22 protein-coding genes are annotated in these 18,812 nt (G+C 71.3%); 5 read left to right on the plus strand and 17 right to left on the minus strand.

Annotated elements, in window-relative coordinates; genetic code table 11:
• Positions 1–50 precede the first annotated feature (50 nt).
• The 16 genes from V7672_RS04780 to V7672_RS04855 form a co-directional block, all read right to left on the minus strand.
• On the minus strand, positions 51–626 hold the full coding sequence (locus V7672_RS04780; protein ID WP_335623503.1) for an LPD7 domain-containing protein: 576 nt from the start codon (positions 624–626) through the stop codon (positions 51–53).
• Positions 623–2,440: a type IV secretory system conjugative DNA transfer family protein gene (locus V7672_RS04785; protein WP_335623504.1), complete on the minus strand. Its 1,818-nt coding sequence runs from the start codon at positions 2,438–2,440 to the stop codon at positions 623–625. The genes V7672_RS04780 and V7672_RS04785 overlap by 4 nt, the downstream gene beginning before the upstream one ends.
• Complete coding sequence (gene virB11 / locus V7672_RS04790) at positions 2,406–3,413, minus strand: P-type DNA transfer ATPase VirB11 (RefSeq protein ID WP_066624916.1); 1,008 nt, start codon at positions 3,411–3,413, stop codon at positions 2,406–2,408. The genes V7672_RS04785 and virB11 overlap by 35 nt, the downstream gene beginning before the upstream one ends.
• Complete coding sequence (gene virB10 / locus V7672_RS04795; RefSeq protein WP_335623505.1) at positions 3,413–4,534, minus strand: type IV secretion system protein VirB10; 1,122 nt, start codon at positions 4,532–4,534, stop codon at positions 3,413–3,415. The genes virB11 and virB10 overlap by 1 nt, the downstream gene beginning before the upstream one ends.
• A complete protein-coding gene (locus V7672_RS04800) occupies positions 4,531–5,358 on the minus strand; it encodes a TrbG/VirB9 family P-type conjugative transfer protein (RefSeq protein WP_157076428.1) in 828 nt (275 codons plus the stop codon). The genes virB10 and V7672_RS04800 overlap by 4 nt, the downstream gene beginning before the upstream one ends.
• Complete coding sequence (locus V7672_RS04805; RefSeq protein WP_066624923.1) at positions 5,355–6,038, minus strand: virB8 family protein; 684 nt, start codon at positions 6,036–6,038, stop codon at positions 5,355–5,357. Before V7672_RS04805 ends, V7672_RS04800 begins: the two co-directional genes overlap by 4 nt.
• Before the next feature lie 198 nt (positions 6,039–6,236).
• The gene (locus tag V7672_RS04810; protein WP_066624926.1) at positions 6,237–7,157 is read right to left on the minus strand and encodes a type IV secretion system protein; all 921 of its coding nucleotides are present in this window, start codon (positions 7,155–7,157) and stop codon (positions 6,237–6,239) included.
• An 11-nt stretch (positions 7,158–7,168) separates the two neighbouring features.
• Positions 7,169–7,384 (minus strand): EexN family lipoprotein, encoded by a 216-nt coding sequence (locus tag V7672_RS04815; RefSeq protein ID WP_066624932.1) that lies wholly within the window; start codon positions 7,382–7,384, stop codon positions 7,169–7,171.
• Positions 7,381–8,109, minus strand: a complete 729-nt coding sequence (locus tag V7672_RS04820; RefSeq protein ID WP_066624933.1) for a type IV secretion system protein — start codon at positions 8,107–8,109, stop codon at positions 7,381–7,383. The genes V7672_RS04815 and V7672_RS04820 overlap by 4 nt, the downstream gene beginning before the upstream one ends.
• Entirely contained in the window at positions 8,106–10,481 is a 2,376-nt protein-coding gene (locus tag V7672_RS04825; protein ID WP_292072490.1) for a VirB4 family type IV secretion/conjugal transfer ATPase, read from the minus strand. Before V7672_RS04825 ends, V7672_RS04820 begins: the two co-directional genes overlap by 4 nt.
• Positions 10,474–10,809, minus strand: coding sequence for a type IV secretion system protein VirB3 (locus tag V7672_RS04830; RefSeq protein WP_066624953.1), 336 nt, complete (start codon positions 10,807–10,809; stop codon positions 10,474–10,476). The genes V7672_RS04825 and V7672_RS04830 overlap by 8 nt, the downstream gene beginning before the upstream one ends.
• Positions 10,802–10,984: a hypothetical protein gene (locus tag V7672_RS04835; RefSeq protein WP_066624957.1), complete on the minus strand. Its 183-nt coding sequence runs from the start codon at positions 10,982–10,984 to the stop codon at positions 10,802–10,804. Before V7672_RS04835 ends, V7672_RS04830 begins: the two co-directional genes overlap by 8 nt.
• Complete coding sequence (locus V7672_RS04840; protein WP_066624959.1) at positions 10,984–11,283, minus strand: TrbC/VirB2 family protein; 300 nt, start codon at positions 11,281–11,283, stop codon at positions 10,984–10,986. The genes V7672_RS04835 and V7672_RS04840 overlap by 1 nt, the downstream gene beginning before the upstream one ends.
• A gap of 1 nt (position 11,284) precedes the next feature.
• On the minus strand, positions 11,285–11,911 hold the full coding sequence (locus V7672_RS04845; RefSeq protein WP_084375296.1) for a lytic transglycosylase domain-containing protein: 627 nt from the start codon (positions 11,909–11,911) through the stop codon (positions 11,285–11,287).
• A gap of 61 nt (positions 11,912–11,972) precedes the next feature.
• A complete protein-coding gene (locus V7672_RS04850) occupies positions 11,973–12,236 on the minus strand; it encodes a helix-turn-helix domain-containing protein (RefSeq protein WP_292072504.1) in 264 nt (87 codons plus the stop codon).
• 82 nt (positions 12,237–12,318) lie between these two features.
• A complete protein-coding gene (locus tag V7672_RS04855; RefSeq protein WP_218015909.1) occupies positions 12,319–12,813 on the minus strand; it encodes a helix-turn-helix domain-containing protein in 495 nt (164 codons plus the stop codon).
• Positions 12,814–13,048: 235 nt separating this feature from the next.
• Here V7672_RS04855 and V7672_RS04860 point away from each other — a divergent pair, with 235 nt between their 5' ends.
• The 5 genes from V7672_RS04860 (at position 13,049) to V7672_RS04880 (ending at position 16,495) form a co-directional block, all read left to right on the plus strand.
• Entirely contained in the window at positions 13,049–13,615 is a 567-nt protein-coding gene (locus V7672_RS04860; RefSeq protein ID WP_066624965.1) for a GntR family transcriptional regulator, read from the plus strand.
• A 69-nt stretch (positions 13,616–13,684) separates the two neighbouring features.
• Positions 13,685–13,810: a hypothetical protein gene (locus tag V7672_RS04865; RefSeq protein ID WP_280513207.1), complete on the plus strand. Its 126-nt coding sequence runs from the start codon at positions 13,685–13,687 to the stop codon at positions 13,808–13,810.
• Between the two features lie 93 nt (positions 13,811–13,903).
• Positions 13,904–14,029 carry a hypothetical protein gene (locus V7672_RS04870; protein WP_280513208.1) on the plus strand — a complete coding sequence of 42 codons (126 nt, stop codon included), beginning with the start codon at positions 13,904–13,906 and terminating at the stop codon, positions 14,027–14,029.
• Positions 14,030–14,121: 92 nt separating this feature from the next.
• Positions 14,122–14,778, plus strand: a complete 657-nt coding sequence (locus V7672_RS04875; protein WP_292072514.1) for a lasso peptide biosynthesis B2 protein — start codon at positions 14,122–14,124, stop codon at positions 14,776–14,778.
• 1 nt (position 14,779) lies between these two features.
• Positions 14,780–16,495, plus strand: a complete 1,716-nt coding sequence (locus V7672_RS04880; protein ID WP_066624967.1) for an asparagine synthase-related protein — start codon at positions 14,780–14,782, stop codon at positions 16,493–16,495.
• On the opposite strand, the gene V7672_RS04885 is transcribed toward V7672_RS04880, so the two are convergent.
• Positions 16,428–18,809: a S9 family peptidase gene (locus V7672_RS04885; RefSeq protein ID WP_335623506.1), complete on the minus strand. Its 2,382-nt coding sequence runs from the start codon at positions 18,807–18,809 to the stop codon at positions 16,428–16,430. The two genes, V7672_RS04880 and V7672_RS04885, sit on opposite strands and share 68 nt — an antisense overlap.
• Positions 18,810–18,812 lie beyond the last annotated feature (3 nt).

Here is an 18,812-nt window from a genome sequence, read left to right on the forward strand (position 1 = left end):
ATGGCCCGATCAATTGGCACTGTCTGATCATCAACAGATCCGAGGTTCGGTTACCGGGTTCGGGTTCGCTGCTCGCGGACCTGCTCCGGTTGAGGAGTCCGGTCCGCAGCCCGGGTCAGAGCGCGGGCCATCAGCCGCGCTTGGGCGGCCGGATCGGCGATGAGCGCGCGCACCACGACGGCGGCGCGGTCGAGCCGCGCGCCGAGGTCCGGGGAGGCTTGGGGATGTGGCTCGCCGGCGGCCTGCCGATCCCGCTCTCGCGGTCGATGGCCCTGCACCTCCAGCCCCAGGGCTTGGGCCTGGATCCACACCTCGCGCCGGAAGGCCGGATCGCCGGACACCCGAACCTGGTCCCAGCCGCGGTGGCGGGCGATCTTGAGCATATCGACGACCGCGTCCGGATAGGCCTGACTGGAGACGAGCGAGCCGCCGCGGTCGCGGAACGTCGGCTCGGACGCGCGATGATCGCGGAAGAAGCGTTCCGGTCGGCCCCGCAGGTCGCGCTCGACCAGATAGCGATCGAGCACCGCCTCGGGCACATCGCCCTTGGCGGTCGAACGCCGCGACCCGGTCGCACTTGATGCGGGGGCGAGGCGGTTGGACGGGGCGTCGTCGGGCGTCTTCATGGCTCGCGTTCCAGCACGGCCGTATCGACGACCCGATCCAGCCAGGCGCCGACGGCGCTCTCATCCGCTCCGGCGGGAGGCGGCGGCAGGCCTTCGGCGGCGAAGGCCCGGGCGATGACGTCGAAATCCATCGGATCCTCCTCCGGAACAGGGGGCGATGTCGGCGCGGCGACCGGCGCCAGGTCGGGGGCGGGCCGCAGTCGGCGCTGGAAGACGCGCTCCCGGAAGTAGGCAATCTTCCGGCCCCGCACCGGCGGCAGGCCGGCCTTCAACACGATCAGGGCCGATTGCGGGAGCTGCATCAGCTCCTGGGGCAGCATCAGCGCCCGGCGCTGGTCGGACACGGTCGTGCTGCGACGACCCTGGCTCAGTCCCGTCGGTCGGCTGCGGCTGCGGCCGTCCGTCGTATAGGCGCCCAGCCGATCGCTGAGCTCCTGGGCGACCTTCAGCTCCTTGGGCGCGAAGACGATCTCGACCCCGCAGTTGGTCATCACCTCCTCGGCCACGTCCGGACCGTAGATGGCCCTCAGCTGGGACGGGCTCTGAAGCACCGCGAGCAGCCGCAGATCGTAGCCGGCGACCCAGGCGAAGGCGTGGGCCAGCACCGGCGCGGGCCCGAGACGGGCAAACTCGTCGAGCACAATCAGGGCGGGTCGGTCGGCGGGGCCGGGCAGGGCGCGGCTGTTCAGGTCGACCAACTGCTGGAAGAGCAGCGCATAGAGCGGCTGGATCCGCAGCATATTGTCCGGGGTGGCGCCCAGATAGAGGGAGAGCCGGCCGCCGCGCAGGTCGCGCAGGTCGAAATCCGAGGCGGAGGTGGCGGCGTCGACCCGGGGATTGAGCCAGAGCCCCATCCGGGTGGTGATCGACTGGCGCACCGAGGCGAAGGTGTTCTCGCTGGAGCTGGTGAAGTCGGTGAGCGCCGCCACGACCGGACCAGGCAGGGGGCGGCCCTCTTGTTCCCGGGCCGCGACGATCCGGGGCAGGCGGGCGCGGGCGTCCCCGGCGGTCAACTGGCGGAAGATCTCGCCCAGGGTGAAGGGCCGTTCGGGCGTGGCCGCGACATAGCCGCCGACGCCGATGAACCCCGTTCTGGCCGCCTCCGCCCAGAAGGGATCGGCCCGGTCGTGGACCGGGAACAGCATCACCGCCATGCGCTGCAGCTCGTCCAGCACCGCGATGGGGTCCGTGCGATCGACATGGCCGAGCGGATTGAACCGCGCCGTGCGACCATCCCGCGCCAGAGGATCGAACAGATGCACAGTCTGGCCGGCCTCGGCGCGATAGCCCCCCGTGGCGAGGAAATTCTCGCGCTTGATGTCCAGCACGACTACGGAGTCCGACCACGCTAGGAGGTTGGGGATGACCACGCCGACCCCCTTGCCGGTGCGGGTGGGCGCGTAGAGCATGACGTGCTCGGGCCCGTCGGCGATGAGGAAGCCGCCGTCGGCCCGGCCCAGGATGACGCCGCGGTCGGCCCGCAGACCCGCGCGCCGCTGTTCCGATCCCGAGGCCCAGCGGGCGGCGCCGTGCAAGGGCCGGCGTCGGGAGAGCAGGATCGCCGCGACGAGAACCCCGCCGAGCAGAACCGACACCGAGACGCCGACGGTCAGCCAGCGCCGCACCTCCGGGTCCTGGCGATAGTACCAGAACCAGCCGGGGACGCGGGCGGGATCGATGGTGCCGGAGAATTGGCCCAGACCGACAAGAGCGATGAGGGCGGCTAGGATGGCCAGCAGGGTCACGGCGGCCAGGCTGCCGACGGCGAAAGCCGCCGCCCTAGCCCCCGGGCTGGCGCTTGCGATCCGGGTCATGCCAGACCTCCGTCACACGGAAGCGCCCGTCGACCTTCTTCATCTGGATGACGACGTCGACGAGCAGATGCAGCAGGGCGCGGATGTCCTCGCGCGGCAGGTCGCGCCCGCCTTCGGACTCCCGCACCAGCAGGGTGAGCTGCTCGAAGGCCAGGGCGGCGGAATCCGCATGCACCGTGGTGATCGAGCCCGGGTGCCCCGAGTTGACGTTGCGCAGATAGAAGAAGGCCGTGCCGTCGCGGAGTTCCTGCAGCAGGATGCGGTCCGGCCGCATGCGCAGGGCGCTTTCCAGAAGCTGTTTCGGACCGATCCGGGCCAGGCCCTGTCCGTCCTTGGAATAGACCAGGTGGACGACGTTGCGATGCGGCACGACGAACTCGCGGGTGTCCTCGATGGTCAGCAGCCGCTCATGGTCCGGGATCAGTTCGATCAACCCCTTGGCCAGGGTCGTCTTGCCCGAGCCGGTTGCGCCGGAGATCAGGATGTTGCGCCGGGCCGTGACCGCCAGGGTCAGAAAGCCGGACCAGTCGCCGGCCTGCCGCAGACGAACCAGTTCCGCGTCGACGAGATCCGTGGCGTCCGTCTGGGCGTCGGCGACCTCGTCGAACAGACCGGCCGCCGCGAACTCCTTCAGGCCCAGACGTCGCCGCGACGGCTTTCTCAGGGTGAGGGAGAGGCCCCCGTCCGCCGCCACCGGCGGCAGGACGATCTGGCAGCGCACGTCGCCGGGCAGGGTGGTCGAGCAGATCGGTTGCTCGGGTCCAACGTCCTGACGGGTGTAGGCCGCGGCGGCCACCGCCAGGGTGCGCAGCCACGCCTCGGTCAGTTCGGGCGCCTCGGCCCAGCGCCAGGTCCCGTCCGCCTCGACGCCGACCTCGCCCGGCCGGTTGATGACGACCTCGGTCACGGTCGCCGGCTCGAGGAAGGGGCGCAGGGGCGCGAGGTAGTGATCCAGGACCGAGGTGTCATCCATCAGCGAGGCCGCAGCCGATAAACCCCGGAGAAATCCAGGTCCTGGGCGACGAAGATCGACACCTCCGCGCCCTGGCCCTTGCGCAGCGTGGGCGGGATCTCGACCGAGCCCTGTAGGGCGACGCTGGCGGCGTCGGACGGCAGGCGGGCGGTGGAGGATGCGCCGTCGTTCCGGCCCGCGGCGGCATGGACGCCGTCGTCGACGATGGAAAGCAGCAGGGCGCCGCCGAACCGGTCCCAGAAATGAGTGTCGACCACGCCGTCGAATCCTGACCGGCCGAGGGCGTCGGCGGCCGGCGAGGCGAGCGCGACGGCGACCCCGGTCGGCGTCACCGCCCGGGTCCAGAGCACGAACAGCCGGCGGCGGCCCTGCTGAAGACCGCCGCGATACTCGCCCAGAACCCGGGTGCCGCGCTCCATCAACACCACGGCGCCGTTGTCGGACCAGACGTCACGCGGCAGGACGCAGGTCACATAGCCGGGCGTGGTGCTGTCCAGGGCCGTTTGCAGGACGCAGGGCACGCTGGTCCCCGCCGTGACCAGCAGGTTGCGGTCGGGCAGGCGGCCGGCGCGGGTCTGGCCCACGGGCGTGAGCTGACGGAGTTGGTCGAGCGACGTCGGCTCGCCCGGAGGCGCCGCCGTCGTCGAGATCGGCGGCGGGCCAGATTGGCCGCCGGCCCGGCTATAGGCGAGCACGGGCGCGCGTCGGGCGCTCTCGGCCAGGGCGTGCTGCTGTTCCGCCGGACTGGGGCCGGATCGGGGTGGGGGTTCGCCCCGGGGCGCGGCTTCCAGAGGCGGGATGGCGTCGTCGTCGGTCAGGGCGGGCGCGTTCGGATCGAAGGCGGCCTCGCTGAGCAGAGGCGGCGCTTCACGGCGAGCAGGCTCGAAGGGCGTCGTTTGCCGGGCCGGTTCGTCGCGACGGGACGGCTCGCCGCGCTCGGCGTCGCCGCGATCCCAGCTGGCGATCAGAAAGACGCCGCAGCCGACGGCCAGGGCGGCCAGGGTGATGAGCTTGCCCTGCCGTCCGCCGAACCGGCCGGCGATCGGCGAGACGCCGCGATCGCCGGGAGCGGCGGGGGGAGGCGGCGCGTCAGCGGGCGGCATGGGATCGGGCGCGGTCATGACCGGCCTCCGAGGGGGCCGCGGTCGACGGCCGGAGAGGCCGTGCCCGTGCCCACCGCGACGCCGCGGGCGTCATAGGCGTCGTTGAACAGGCACAGCACCAACTGCCCCCGCCGCAGCCGCAGACCGCGCGTCACGCCGTGGATGACGACGAACTCGCCGCGCACGTCATAGGGGATGAGGCGTTCCGCCCCGTCCTCCCCGACCTCGAACACGGCCGGCAGGGGTTGGACGCCGGGGAAGCGCAGCACGGTGAAACGACCGTTGTCGCTGACCTCGCTCGGCTGCAGGGCGGCGTCGCCCTGGGCCGACCAAGCCAGATTGCGGGTCCCTTCGACCACGCCGCGCTCCAGTTCCAGTCCGATGAGACGCTGCTCCACCGCTTCGGCCTGGACGGCCAGCGCCCGGGCCGCCTCGGCCTGATCGTCGGCCGGGTAGCGGAACCGGACCTGATAGGCGATCGCGGACCGGTCGCCGGGCTCGCGGGCGACGAGCTCGAAGGCGTAGTGGCGGATCACGCCGGCGCGCTCGGTGACGACCAGCAGGTTGGTCGCCTGATGGCGCTCGCGCGGCTTGAGGAACAGCACTGACCCTTCCGCAGCCACCTCCCAGGCGACGCTGTCGCCGATCGCGGCGTGTCGGATGGTCTCGTCCGGCGAGAACACGATCTGGGTCGCCGTCCGGAACGCTCCGGCGATCCGGTAGACGGCCGCCGGATCATAGGCGAGTTCGCGAATGCGCGGGTCCAGAGGGGCCTGCGCCGCGACCGGGGATGCGAGGGCGAGGCCGGCGGCCAGGGCCAGCAGGGACAGGGAGCGTCTCATCGGATGACCTCAGGATCGGCGCGGTAGGAGGTCACCTGGAAGCCGAGGGGATTCCTCAGCCGGTCCGGTTCCGACATCGGCGCGCGGGTGTAGGTAAAGGCGATGGTGGCGATCCAGTCGCTCTCCACCGTCTGCTGGGCCTGGCGGACCGTGCGGTGGAAGCGGACGTTGGCGACGCCGTCGTTGATGAAGCCGATGGCGCGGATCGAGATGACGGCCTCGCCGTCGCGGCCATAGAGGTTCTGCGGGCTGTCGGGATTGGAGCCGCGGAACAGATCGGCCCAGCGCCGCTGTTCAGCCGGCGCCGACAGGATGGAGACCAGACGGAAGGCGTCCTCGGCGGCCGGGTCGAGGTAGCCCTCGCGCTGGCGTACATACTGGCCGAGGAAGTATTTGCTGACCGCCTCGTCGTAGTGGACCGGCCCGTCCTCGGCCGAGAGGCCGCGCACGACATCGACCGCGCCGGTCGTCCGGTCCACCCGGATGACGAAGGGTTCGGTGGATTTCAGCGGCGTCAGCATCGCCACCGCGCCGGTCGCGATCACCGCCAGACCCGTGGCCAGCGCCGCCGCCGACCAGGCGAGGCGGCGGGACCGGAGCGCCGCGGCCAGACGATCCTGGTCCCAGCGCCGCGCCTCGGTGAAATAGCGCTTCAGTTCGGAGGAAGGGACGCCGCTCATGCGCAGCCTCCTGTTCCGGCGTCGGGACCGGCGGCGGCCTCGGCCGGTCGTGGTTCGGCGTGCGGCGCAAGCGCCGAGCCGTGGGGATTAGCCGGCCGCCGGGCGGAGCCGTCGCAGGTCGGCAGGGCGGGATCGCCCCGGTGGGCGCAGGCGCCCAGCAGCATCAGGCCGGCGAGCAGGAGGGAGCGGTGGGTCATGTCAGGCGCCTCTCGGTCGAATGGAGCCGCCGCCCCTGGGCGGTTGGCGGCTGGCTTCTTGCGGACCCTTGGTGCGGCCCGAGCCGCTCCCGCCCAGGGCCGCGGCGTTGGCGAAGTCGGCGAGGCCGGCGCTGGCGCCGCCCGCGATGCCGGCGGCGATGGCCGGGGTCTGAAGGAAGAAGATCGCCCCCAGCAGGCACAGGGCGATGAAGATCAGCCCGCCGATCATCGGGTCGGCCCCCTGGATCGCGCCCCACTGGTCGCGCACGAGCGACAGGACGAGCTGGAAGATGACGATGATCAGGGCGAACAGGACGAGGTAGTTCACCGCCTGGCTGAGCCAGCCGAAGAAGAAGCGGCGGGTGGCGTCGAACAGGGCGCAGGCGATGAAGATGGGGCCGAGGGTGACGAGCAGGGCCAGGGCCAGCTTGGCCACCAGAACCACCCCAAAGCCGAGGGCGGCGGCCAGGGCGCCGATGATGAAGACGGCGGCCGAGACGACCCAAGGGCCCGGATTGAAGGCGGAGCCCTCGCGCGAGATGTCCTCGCCCAGCCAGGCCGCATAGGCGAAGAACTGGTCGAAGGCCGCGCCGACGCTGGGGGTGTCCGCGCCGCTGACCGCCCGGGTGAGGGCGTTGGGCAGGCCGGTGAACAGCGGCTCGGTGACGAAGGTGGAATAGGCGGCCGTGGTCGCCAGCAGATAGAGGAAGGCGAGCTTCAGCGAGCGGACCGCGAAGTCCATCACCGGTTCGCTGATCGCGCCCCTCAGGATGGCGACGCCGTAGAGCACGACATAGAGGACCAGGGCGATGCGCAGCGGTCCCTCGACCTCGGCGATCACAGACGACAGACGGTCGCCGAGGAAGACGTTGAGCCGTTCGTCGATGAAGTCGTAGCTGGGTTCGAAGACGCGAAAGCTCATCGTCGGGATCCTCAGAAGGCCCGCTCATAGACGCGCATCCGCGCCTGCCGACGCGCTTCGGCCAGGCCCTGACGCGCCGCTTCGCATTCGCGCTCGGCTCGACCGGCGTCGCACGCCGCCACGACCGCTTCGGCCGCGTCGGGATCGGCGGCGAAGTCTTCGGCCGTTCGCTCGGGCGACCCGCAGCCGACCAGGCCGAGGGCGACGAGCAGGGCGGATCGTCTCACTGGAACGCCCTCTCATAGACTGTCATGCGCGCCGCCCGGGCGGCTTCCGCCCGCTCGCGGGCGCGTTGCTCCTCGAGCCGAGCTTCGGCGGCTTGGGTCAGGGCCAGACCCTGCAGCCGCACCTGTTCGTTCTGGATCATCGCCTGTTCGGCCGCGAGGCGGGCTTCGAGATCCAGGACGGCGCGGGCGTTGGGCGCGGTGTCGAGAGCGGACCGGAGCGTCTCCAGACCCTGCAGACGCCGGTCCGCGGCGCCGGCCACCGCCTCACCGACGGCGAGGTCCCGCGCGGTGCGGGCGCCGGCGCGTTCGAGGCTGTCGCGGTAATAGGCCTCGGCCGGGTCGAGGTCGCCCGCCGGCGGCGTATAGAGCCGGGTGTCGCGGCGGATGGCGTCGGCGCGGTCGGCCAGGTCGCCGAGTGCCGACAGGTCGCCGTCGGCCGCGGCGCGAAGGGCGCGCATGTCCGGCAGCGGATTGCGCACCGTCGGCAAGCCGAGCTCGCCGGCCAGGGCGTTGACGCCGGACAGGTCGTTCAGGCTGTCGAACAGCTGCCGGCCCTGTTCGACCTGGGTCTGCAGCGCCCTCAGCTGGTCTAGCGTCGTGCGCGCCTCCTCGATCATCTGGGCCAGGGCCCGGGGATCGTGGACGATCTGCTGGGCCTGGACCGTCGGGGCGACGGCGAGGGCGAATGCGGCCGCCGCCGCGGCGAAGGGAATGCCGGCTCTCATAGGAACCTCCTCTGGTCATGGAAGGGATCGCGCCAGCGCGCGTAGTCGTCGCCGACCTCGGCGCGCAGCCGGTCGAGCAGGGCGGTGGTCTCGGTGCGGCCGGACAGGATCGACAGGGCGTCGTCCATGCCGCCGAGGTCCAACTCGACGACCACGCTGTCGTGGCCCTGCTTGACCAGGAAGCGGTGCGACTCCGGGGTGAGGACCTCGCGGACGAGACGGAACTCCTCCTGGGTCAGGCCGAAGCCGTCGACATAGTCGCGCGCCTGACCGTGGGCGTTGGGCAGGAAGATCTTGGTCGCGCACTGCTCGAGGATGGCGTGGGCGATCGGGGATCGCAGGGCGTCGGCGGGCGACTGGGTGCCGAACACCATGAAGGCGTTCTGCTTGCGCCAGGTCTTGAGCCCGTCCTGGGCGAGATCGGTGAAGGCCGGGTCGCCCAGCACCTTCCAGAACTCGTCGATGTCGAGGACGAGGCGGCGACCGTCGACCCGCTCGGCGATGCGATGGAACAGGTACAGCATCGCCGGCGTGCGAACCTCGTCGTGGTCCAGCACCTGGGTGATGTCGAAACCGGCGAAGCGGGCCTCCAGACTGAGGGCGTCCTCATCGTTGTCGAGCACCCAGCCGAGCGGGCCGCCCCTTTGCCAGCGCTCCAGCCGAGCGCCCACGCCGCCGGCGTCGCCCTGACCGAGGAGGCTGCGCAGGGCGGCGATGGAGCGACGCTCGCGCGGCAAGGCCTCCAGAGCGGCGACGCCCTGGTCTATGGCGCGGGCCTCGGGTACGGTCAGGGTCTCGTTCGGGCGGGCGACGAGGGCCCGGACGAGCCGGACCAGGAAGGCGCGGTTGGCGGGGCTGGGGTCGAGCGCCTTGAACGGGGCGAAGCCGGTCGGCTCGCCGTTGCGCAGGGCGAGGTAGGTTCCGCCGCAGGCGCGGACGAAGATCTCGGCGCCCCGGTCCTTGTCGATGAACAGCTGCTGGGCGTCGAACCGCTCCAACTGCGCCAGCATGAAGTTCTGGACGACGGTCTTGCCCGATCCGGACGGTCCGCAGATGAAGGTGTGGCCCAGATCGCCGACATGGAAGTGGAACCAGAAGGGCGAACCGGCCGTGGTGCGCAGCACGGCGACGGCCTCGCCCCAGTGATTGCCGTGGGCCTTGCCGACGGGATGGGCGTGGAACGGCGCCAGGGCCGCGAAATTGCGCGAGGTGATGGCGGCGGGCCGGGTGCGGCGGGCGAAGGCTCCGGGGAACTGGGACCAGAAGGCGGCTTCCAGCCCCAGATCCTCGCGCGCGACGACCAGGCCGGAGTCCGCGAGGATGGCGCGGGCCTTGGACAGATGCTCCGCCAGCGCGGTCGGCGTGTCGCCGTGGACGAGGATCGAGGCCTGATGCTCGCCCATGACGAAGCGGTTGCTGACGAGATCGTCCAGCGCGTCGGACAGGCCGGTGATCTGGGAGGCCGCGCGGTCGCGCGCCGAGACCATCTGGTTCTGCTTGCGCTCCATCACCGCCCGGGCCGAGGCCTTGGACAGGAAGGCGAAGGACTGGCTGATCACGAAGCCGAAGCGGACGCTCAGCAGGTCGTCCCACAGTCCGGGCCGGGTCGTCGCCGGATACTCCTTGATGGCCAGGACGCCGGCGTAGCGCGCATCGGCCGCGTCGCGCAGCTCGAGGGTCTCGCGACCGAAGATGGCGCGCACGGTGTAGACCGCCGAGCCGAGGTGGCCGAACACGATCGGGACCGGCGACCGGCGTCCGGTCAAGACGAGCCGCATGACCTCCATCGGCTCGGAGAACCACAGGCCGTCGCGTTCGTAGAGACCGAGCCGGCGCGGCGCGTACCGCCCAAGGTACTGGGCCAGGTCGCGCCCGGCCTCCTCGAGGCGCCGGATATGGGCGACCTCGACCTCGCCGTCGCTGCGGCGCGCCGCCTTCAGGCGTTTCGCGAGCGCCGCGGCCCGGTCGCCCGCGTCGCGACCCGGATGAAGGACGAGGGTGACGAACAGCTCGTTGATCCAGAGCTGCCGGCGCGCGACCCGATGGTCGTAGAGGGCGCCGAGTTCGCCGGCGAAGGTCGATCGAAACCCGGAGGAGCGTTCCAGCTCCACCGGACGCCGGACCACATGATGCCAGACCGCCAGCCGGTCGTCGGCGAGATTGCGCCAGGCCTGGTTGAGCTTGACGTGCCAGTCGTTGAGGTCCCGGGCGTCGGCGGTCTCGAAGCTGGCTCCGTCGATCTGGAACACCATCATCAGGGCGCCGCTGTCGAGCGTGACCACATGGTCGGAGACATGACGCGCATAGGGCAGGTGCGGCCGGGCGTCGGCCTCCCGCCGCAGGCGCGCCGGAGGAACCCCGCCCTCAGCCACGGGTCAGCTCCGCCAGGCGATAGCGGCGGACGAGGGGGAGGGGCGTCGCCGAACTCCCGCCCCAGAGGCCCGCATTGCGCGACCGGCCCTTGGTGTCGACATAGACGAAGAGGAGCCGGAAGGCGTTGTGGTCCGCCCGGCAGATCGCCCGGAAGACCAAATGCAGGGCCGGGGCGACGAGCAGATAGAGCAGGCTGCCGCCGACGAGGAAGACGACGCCCGAGACGATGACGTTGACGCCCATGGCCTCCATGGGCACGCCCAGGATCATGGCCGGCCGCGTGCAGGCCAGGAACAGCGGGTCCTCGGTCAGACGTTCGTCAGCCATGATGACCTCCGGCGGACAGGCGCGACAGGGTCAGGGCGAGGGCGAGCCCCGAGGCGAGGCCGGCGAGGATCTGGGCGAACCGCGTGGGCGAGATCAGCTTCAGGCCGAGCATCAGGCACAGGGCCAGGACGATCGCGGCCGAAGCGACCGCCAGCCAGGGCAGGGTCGCCTCCATCACGCACCGCCAGTGATCAGGTTGACGATCTCGGCCGCGCCGAAGACCACGACGATGCCGAGCACGACGATCGCCGCCCGCCGCAGGTCGAACAGGCCGAACATCCACAGGATGCCGACGACCACGACCGCCAGCACGGCCAGAAGCCGGGCCGTGTTGCCGGTGAGCATGTCGACGACGTTCTGCAGAAGGCCTTCGACATTGGCCGAGGCGAAGGCGGGCTGGACCAGGACGAGGCTGGCGGCGAGGGCGATGGCGCCGGCGGCGCCGGCCCTGCGGACGGTCGCGGATGCGGTCATCTCAGAACTCCGTGTCTGGGGCGGCGGTGAAGGTGAGGACGGCGCTGGCCTGGGCCCGCCCGAAAACGTCCCAGGCGGGCGGCGGCAGCGGCGGAGCGGGTGGTGCGGGCCGGTCGTCTGCAGGGGTTCGAACAGGGGCGAGCGGCAGGACGCCGAGGGTCGCGGCGGCCGCCTCGACGCGAGCGACGTAGCCGTTGCGGAAGCCGCGCTCCGGATGGCCGGTGTTGTATCGGGACAGCGCGACCCTCAGGGTCGTCTGGCGATCGACACCTTCGGCCGGGCGATAGCCCGCGCGCAGGACGACGCCGGCGGCGGCGAGGTTGCGGCACGGGTCGAAGGCCGCCTCCACGGACAGGCCGAGCCAGTCCAGATTGTCGCTGTTGATCTGGGCCACGCCGAGATCGAGGTTCGCGCCCCGCGCCAGCAGGCCGCGGGCGATGCGCGCCGCGTCCGCGGCGTCCCGAGGCGATCGGGCCGGACGCGGACCCCGGTTGACGCCGATCGCGATCGGGTTGAACCGGCTCTCCGCATAGGCGATGGCCGCCAAGGTTTCCGGCGCCACCTGCGGCGCGCAGGCCTGGGACAGGGCGAGGATCAGATTGAGGTCCAGCACGGCGGGCTCCAGCATGAGCCCCCAGCAAACCCGATCGGGAGCGGGACCGGCGACCCGCGAGCTCCCCGCCGGAAATCTACGGTAGGAAGGTCCGGGGTTCGGACGGCCGCTGAGCGGCGGCGAGCCGGGCGACGGCCTGGATGCGGGTGCGGACGCCGAGGACGCGACAGGCGGCCATGAGATGCTCGTCGACCGTTCGGGGCGACAGGCCGAGCCGATCGCCGATCCGGGCGGAGGTCAGACCCAGAGCCGCCAGGTCCAGACATTCCCGCTGGCGATCCGACAGCCGGTGGCAGGGTGAAGCAGATGGGGCGGGGGAATGAGGGGGGAGGACTTTCATGCCCGAATCCAACCGCGCAATCGGTCCCGCGCGCCAGTCCGCGAGTCTCGGACCGCAAGTCTACGACCGTGGCGAGGGGGCGTTACGCGCCGTCGCCGGTCCCATCCTCCCGGGCGGGCGCCATCAACCGTCCCCGGCGCTGTTCAAGCCAGGCCTCGGCCTCGGCGTCGCGCCGGACGGATTGATCGGCGAGGTCCTTCAGGCTCTTGGTGAAGGCGTTGATGATGGTGCGGGCGTCCAGATCGCCGATGGCGTCCCCGGCTTCTTCGTCGAACTCCTGCAGCGCCACGGCGAGGATGGTCGCCAATTTGTTGTCGGCGCACCGCAAGGCGAAGGCGGGCGACCCAAGGGCCAGGGCGGCGAGGATTCCGTGCGGATCGCTGTCGGTGACCTCCGCGAAGCGGTGAATACGTTCGAGGTTGATCCGACCGGCGCCGGACTCGAAATGCTCATAGGACCGCAGCGCCATATTCATGCCTTGGGCGACGTCCGCGGCCCGCATCCGCCGATGGGACCGGATCAGGCGCAGGCTGGAGGAGAGCACCGCGTTCGCCGTCTGGGTGTGTCGGGCGTCCATGTCTCCAGTTACTCCCTCGCCTCCGGCGCCACGCGACTACGAAGCGAGTGCACCCCTACAGGTTGAAAAATGCCTCAGCGTTGCGTCAAATGAAAGCCTAGAAAGATCAACAGCGTAAAAGCTGCGGATACGACGCAATTTTCTTGCGGACATCAGTATAGGAGCGCCGCATGACCCGATCGCCCCGAAGCCTGCCGGTCGTCGATCTGCGTCCCGGAGCGGCCCGGAGGCGGTCGTGAGGCAGCGCGATCCCTTCGGCCTGGCGCTCGCCAGCCTGCGCGCCGCGCTCGAGGACGGCCTGGCCCCCGGCCAGCATCTGTCCGTGGTCGACATCGCCGCCTCGCTCGGGCTGAGCACCAGCCCGGTGCGCGAAGCCCTGTCCCGCCTGTGCGGCGAAGGCCTCGTCGAGGATCGCCGCGGTCTGGGCTATTTCACCCGCGCCGCGCCTCTGGAGGACGTTCTGGGTCTGCTCGATCTGGAGGCCGCCCATGTCGGTCTCGCGGCGCTCTACACCCGGGTCGCCCAGCCCTGCGACGCCACGGACGCGTCCGTCGAGGCGTGGATCGACGACCTGGTTGACGCCTGCGACAACCAACCCCTGATCGAGAGCCTCGTTCGCGTGCGCCGTCGCCTGGCGCCGCTCAGACGCCTGAACGGCCCGACCGAAGCGGCCGCGGGTCCCGCGCCGGCGAGCAAGGTCGAGGCCTACTATGCGCGCTGGCGGATCGCCGCGACGGGCCTCGCCTCCCGTGTTCGGCGGATCGATCCAGGTCAGTCGAAGTATACGCGAAATATAGTTTGAATCGATTTGCTTTCCGGCGTTGATGGTTCGTCGTCGACGTTTTGTCGGCCTTCAAAACAGGAGACGACCATGACCAAGAGCACCTCGCGCCTCGTGCGCCTCGGGGCCGCCCGCACCCTGACCCGCGCGGTCTCGCGCGGCGAATTCGACGAGCTGAATCCGGTGCTGAAGTACACCATTCCGCCCAGCGAATGATCGGACGGGCCGCTTCGGCGGCCCGGACGTCCGGGCCCGGCCTCGCCCCGGACGCCGCAAGCAGGGGCCATTCCTGACACAGGAGAGGGATCGATGAAGATCCAGAACGAGACGCGCATGCTGCGTCTGGGGGCCGCCCGTCGGCTGACCCGGGCGATCCTGATGGGACCGTTCACCGAACTGAACCCGGCCCGTCACTGGACCATGCCGCCGGAATGAGCCCAGGGGGCCGTCCGGTTCCGGACGGCCCCGCCGGGTCCTGCCGCAGGGCGGACCAGCCAAGTTCAGCTCTAACAGGGAGAGGTCTGGGAATGGCCGAAGCGCTTCGCGCCGAGGACGGTCACTGCGGCTGGCTCGCCGAGGGCATTCACGCGGTCCGTGTCGGCGACGATCTGGTCCTGCTCGATCTCGCCGCGGACGATTATCTGTGCCTGCCGGAGTGCGGCGATCTCCGGATCGAGGGACGGCGGGCGCTGGGGTCGATAGACGATCTTCTTCGCCTGGCCGCCGAGGAGTTGCTGCATCCCACGTCGGCGCCGGAAGATCGGAGCCCGCCGCCGGCCCTGCCGTCGGCGCGCCTGCCGCCTGCGCCGCCGATCCGGCCGACGCTGCGGGACCTCGTTACCTTCGGCGTCATCTGGGTCGAAGCGGTGCGGCGTCGGCCGACACTTCTGGACCTCAGCCGGCGATACGCCCGGCGTCGCGGTCGCCGGTCGGATCCCGAGGCGCTCGCCGCGCGGGTCGAGGTGTTCCGCCAGTTGCTGCCGCTGGCGCCCTGGACCGGCGCCTGTCTGCTTCAGGCGGAACTGCTGCTGCGCTTCGTGAACGCCGCGGATCTGGACGCGGACTGGGTGTTCGGGGTCCGCACCTTCCCCTTTCTCGCCCATTGCTGGTTGCAGAGCGGAGACCAGTGCGTCAGCGAAGCCCCGGAAACCCTGACCGTCTATCGACCGATCCTGGTGATCTGAGGTGGCGGCGGACTCTGCGATCATTCTGGTCGGCGACAATCCGGCTGCGCTCGACGCCTTGGTCGCGCCGCTTCGACAGCGCCTGAGCCGGGCCGGCTGGTCGCGCAAGTCGCATGACCCCTTCATCCAGGTGTTCGCCCCGACCGGCGGACGGCTCGAGGTGGCGCGGGGGCTCGACGGGCACGGCGTGGTGCTCGGCGAGATCTACGACCGCGAGGGCCAGGCGCTGTCGCTGCGGGCGCGCGGCGCCCTGGGATGCCGACGGCTGGACGCGGCGCAGGCCCGCACGGTCTGTTCGGACCATTGGGGGCGCTACCTGCTGGTCCGGCGGGTCGAGGGCGACGTCGCCGTGCTCCGCGACCCGTCGGGCGCCCTGGACTGCGTCGTCTGGCGCAAGGCCGGCGTGACCTTGATCTCGACGAGCGCCGCGGCGGTCATCGATCCCTGGCTGCCCGACGGGATCGCGCTGGATTGGGACGCGGTCGCCGCCCTGGTGGCCCGCCCCGGCGAATATCGACATCGACTGGCCCTAACCGGATTGCAGGCCGTCGCCGGTGGCGAACTGCGGGTCGTTGGGGAGGGCGTCAACCAAGGTCGCCAGATCTGGCGGCCCGCGGAGGTGTACCGGGACCGGGGTTCGCGTCCGCCTCCCGACCTCCGAGGGGCGGTGCAACGGTCGGTGCGGGCGCTGGCGGGCGACAGGCCCTGGATCACCGAGGTCAGCGGCGGCCTGGACTCCGCCATCGTGGCGGGCGTCCTGACCGCCGACCAACGCCGCAACGTCGCCGCCTGGGTCAACCATTACGTCGATCAGCCCGAGGGCGACGAGCGGGCCTACGCCCGGGCGGTGGCGGAAAGGCATGGCTTCGCGTTGACCGAAGTCCGCCGCGACGGCCTCAGACTCGACGCCGTGCGTCTGGCCGCCTGCGCCGAGACCTTCCGGCCGGCGGCCAACGACATCGATCCCGACTACAACGACGACATCGCCGACCGGATCGAGGCGACAGGCGGCTGGGGCTCGCTGACGGGGCAGGGCGGCGACGCGGTCTTCTTTCAGATGCCCAGCCTGCTGATCGGGCTGGACGAGATCTGGGAGCGGCGCGGTCGCGCGCGATTGGCGGTCCTGCATCGGCTCTCGCGCTGGCTGCGGCGCCCCCTGTGGCCGACGGCGCTGGCGAAGGACTGGCGCGAGGAGGTCCGCCATCGCGCAGACTGGGATCACCCCTGGCTCGACGATCTGGGCGGCGTCCCGCCAGCCAAGGCCTTGCAGATGTCCGCCCTGGCCTTCTGTCAGACCTTCCAGGGGCTGGCGGTCCGCAGCCGTCTCGGTCCCTGCCTCAATCCGCTGCTCAGCCAGCCGGTGATGGAGGCGGGGCTGGCCCTGTCGGCGGTCGATCTGACCTGGGGCGGACGGGATCGCGCCGCCGCGCGCGCCGCCTTCGCGGATGTCTTGCCGCCCTCGATCCTCGATCGCCGCTCGAAGGGCGAACTGGGCGCCTACTATGGCAACGCGGTCGCCGCGCACCTGGACTTCCTGCGCGACTATCTGCTCGGCGGCGCCCTGGCCGAGGCGGGGCTGATCGATCCCGGCCTGGAGGACCGCCTCACCCGGGACGCCCTGCTGTGGCGTGGCGGCCATTCCCACCTGCTCAGTCTGGCCCTGACGGAGGCCTGGGTGCGGCGCTGGCGGGAACGGCTGGACCACCGGAACCCCTGAGATGCCGGTCGAACCAGTCGCGGACCTGGTCGTAATAGAGCCGGATGTTGCCCGGGCTCTGAACCCCGTGGTCCTCGCCGATGAGCAGGGTCAGGGCCACCGGGCGGTTCAGACGGTGCAGGGCGCCATAGAGCTGCTCCGACTGGCCCAGCATCAGGTCATACTCGCCCACCACGAGAAGCGTCGGCGCGGTGATGCGGTCCGCCTGCTCGAACGGACTGTTGCGCCGATACCGGTCGGGGGCGCGCCAGTAGGCGTCACGCATCTCGGCCTGGCCGGATTCCAGCCAGCGGGCGCCGGCCGTCGCGGCGAGCGCATGCCCGCCCTCCAGCCGCAGGGTCGAACCGACGTCTCCGATGACCGTCGAGAAATTCATCGGCCCGTTTAACGCCACCACGGCGTCGAAGCGGGGAGACTGGGCAGCGCTCATCACGGCGGACCAGGCGCCGAAGCTCCAGCCCCACAGACCAATGCGCTCCGCATCGACCAGCCCCTCCGCCGCCGCGGCGTCGACGACCGACAGGATGCGCTGGGCGAGGCCGTCCGCCGGTTCCGGGGTCGCGGGGAGGTCCGGGATGAGGATGGCGTAGCCCGCCGCGACCATCAGCTGGGGCGCCAGCGACAGGCCGGTGGACTCCCGCCGCATCCACCACGGCGGGGCGGGGTAGGCCTCGCCCTGATAGGGCACCACGATCACGCGCGGCGTCGCTGTCGGGTTCGACGGCGAATAGAGCCAGCCGCCCGCGCCGCCAACGCCGGTGATGCGCCGGGGCGCCGCGACCGCGATCCGGTCGAGCTCGGGGTTCAGCCGCCAGACCACCTCCCGGCTATGGCCGCGCTGGAGGCGAAGCGTATTCGGTTCGGCCTCCGGCCCGCTCCGGTCGAGGCCGATCCCCCGGCTCCAGCTGATCGCGGCCCCAGGCGTCGCCGCGACGCATCGGGGCTCGGCCCCGGGATCGGCCCAGGCCTGGCACAGTCGCCCGTCGGGACGTTCGATCACCGCGAAGTCCGCCTTCAGCGGACCGCTCTGAGCCCGCAATCCGAAGGGACCGCGCGGGTTCACCGCCGAGGCGGCGGCCCCGAGATCGACGGACTCGCCGTCTGCGCCGAGGCGGATGACGCGACCGCCGCTGGCGAACAGAACCGAGGAGCGACCCTCGGCGACGAGTCGGGCGTCCGGAGACAGGCCTGTGAGCGGCTGGGCGTCGGCCCCTGCGACGAACCAGCCCTCGCCGGATGCGGAGCGGCCCTTGAAGATCGGGACACCGCCCAACCAGCCGCCCTCGGCCGTGGCCATGCCCTGGAAGTCGATCGGCGTGGTCGGGTGCGCCCCGGCCGGGGTCACATCCCGCGCCGCGCCGTCCGGAGCGACGGTCAGGAGCCGGGCCGGTTCGTCGCCGATCGTCGCCACCAGAAGGGCGTCGGAGGCCGGCGACCAGGCCAGCAGGCTCGTGGAGATGTTGCCGGCTTCGGGCGGCCGGACGGCGGCCCCGGTGGTCAGCTCGACGAGCTCCAGCCCCCGGGCGCGGCGCACCTCGCTCGCGGTATCGGCGGAGGGCGGCGGCAGGAGGGGGCCGTCCAGCAGAAGCGCGGCGTATCGTCCGTCCGGAGAGACCTCGAGGTCGAGGAAGGGACCGTCGGCGATCGCCGCGGCCTCTCCGGTGACGGCGTCGATCCGCCAGAGACGTCGCGGCGGCAAGGCTTCCGGCGGGCCGTCTTCGCCCACCGTGATCGCAGCCGGCGACCCGGCCGTCGCCGCCGCCCTCAGCGCCAGCAGGCGTGCCTGTTCGGCGCGGGGGCCCGCCAGTCTTGGAGGAAGCGCCCCGTCCGGCATGCCAAGCACGACGAGGGTGTCGTCCGTGAGCCATTCCAGGGACCGGCCCCATAGGCTAAGCTCCGGCGCCACATCGGTCCACACCACCTCCCCCGCGGCGATCTCGACGATTCCCAGCCGCCATTCGTCGTTCCGGAGCCGAAACACGGCCAGACGCCGACCGCTGGGCGAGAAGGCGCCGACGGAATAGCCGGCGTCTTCGTCCATCGTCAGGAGCGGTCGCGGATGGTCGGGGGCGTCGAGGTCGATGCGGTACAGCCGGGCGTACCGGTTGGCGCCTTCGGCCTCCAGATCATGGCGGGGGAGATCGCCTCGGGCGCGCCGCTCCTCGAAGACGGCGACCGCGCCGGACGGATCGATCGCGACCCGTCCGAAGCTCTCGAGCCCCAGAATGACATCCACCGTGAGCGGCTCTTGCCTGGCCAACGCCGGGCCCGCCGTCGCGAGCAGGCCCGCGAGGGCGAAAGCGACCATGCGCATGGA

This window comes from Brevundimonas sp., from assembly GCF_036963785.1.
Classification (GTDB): Bacteria; Pseudomonadota; Alphaproteobacteria; order Caulobacterales; family Caulobacteraceae; genus Brevundimonas.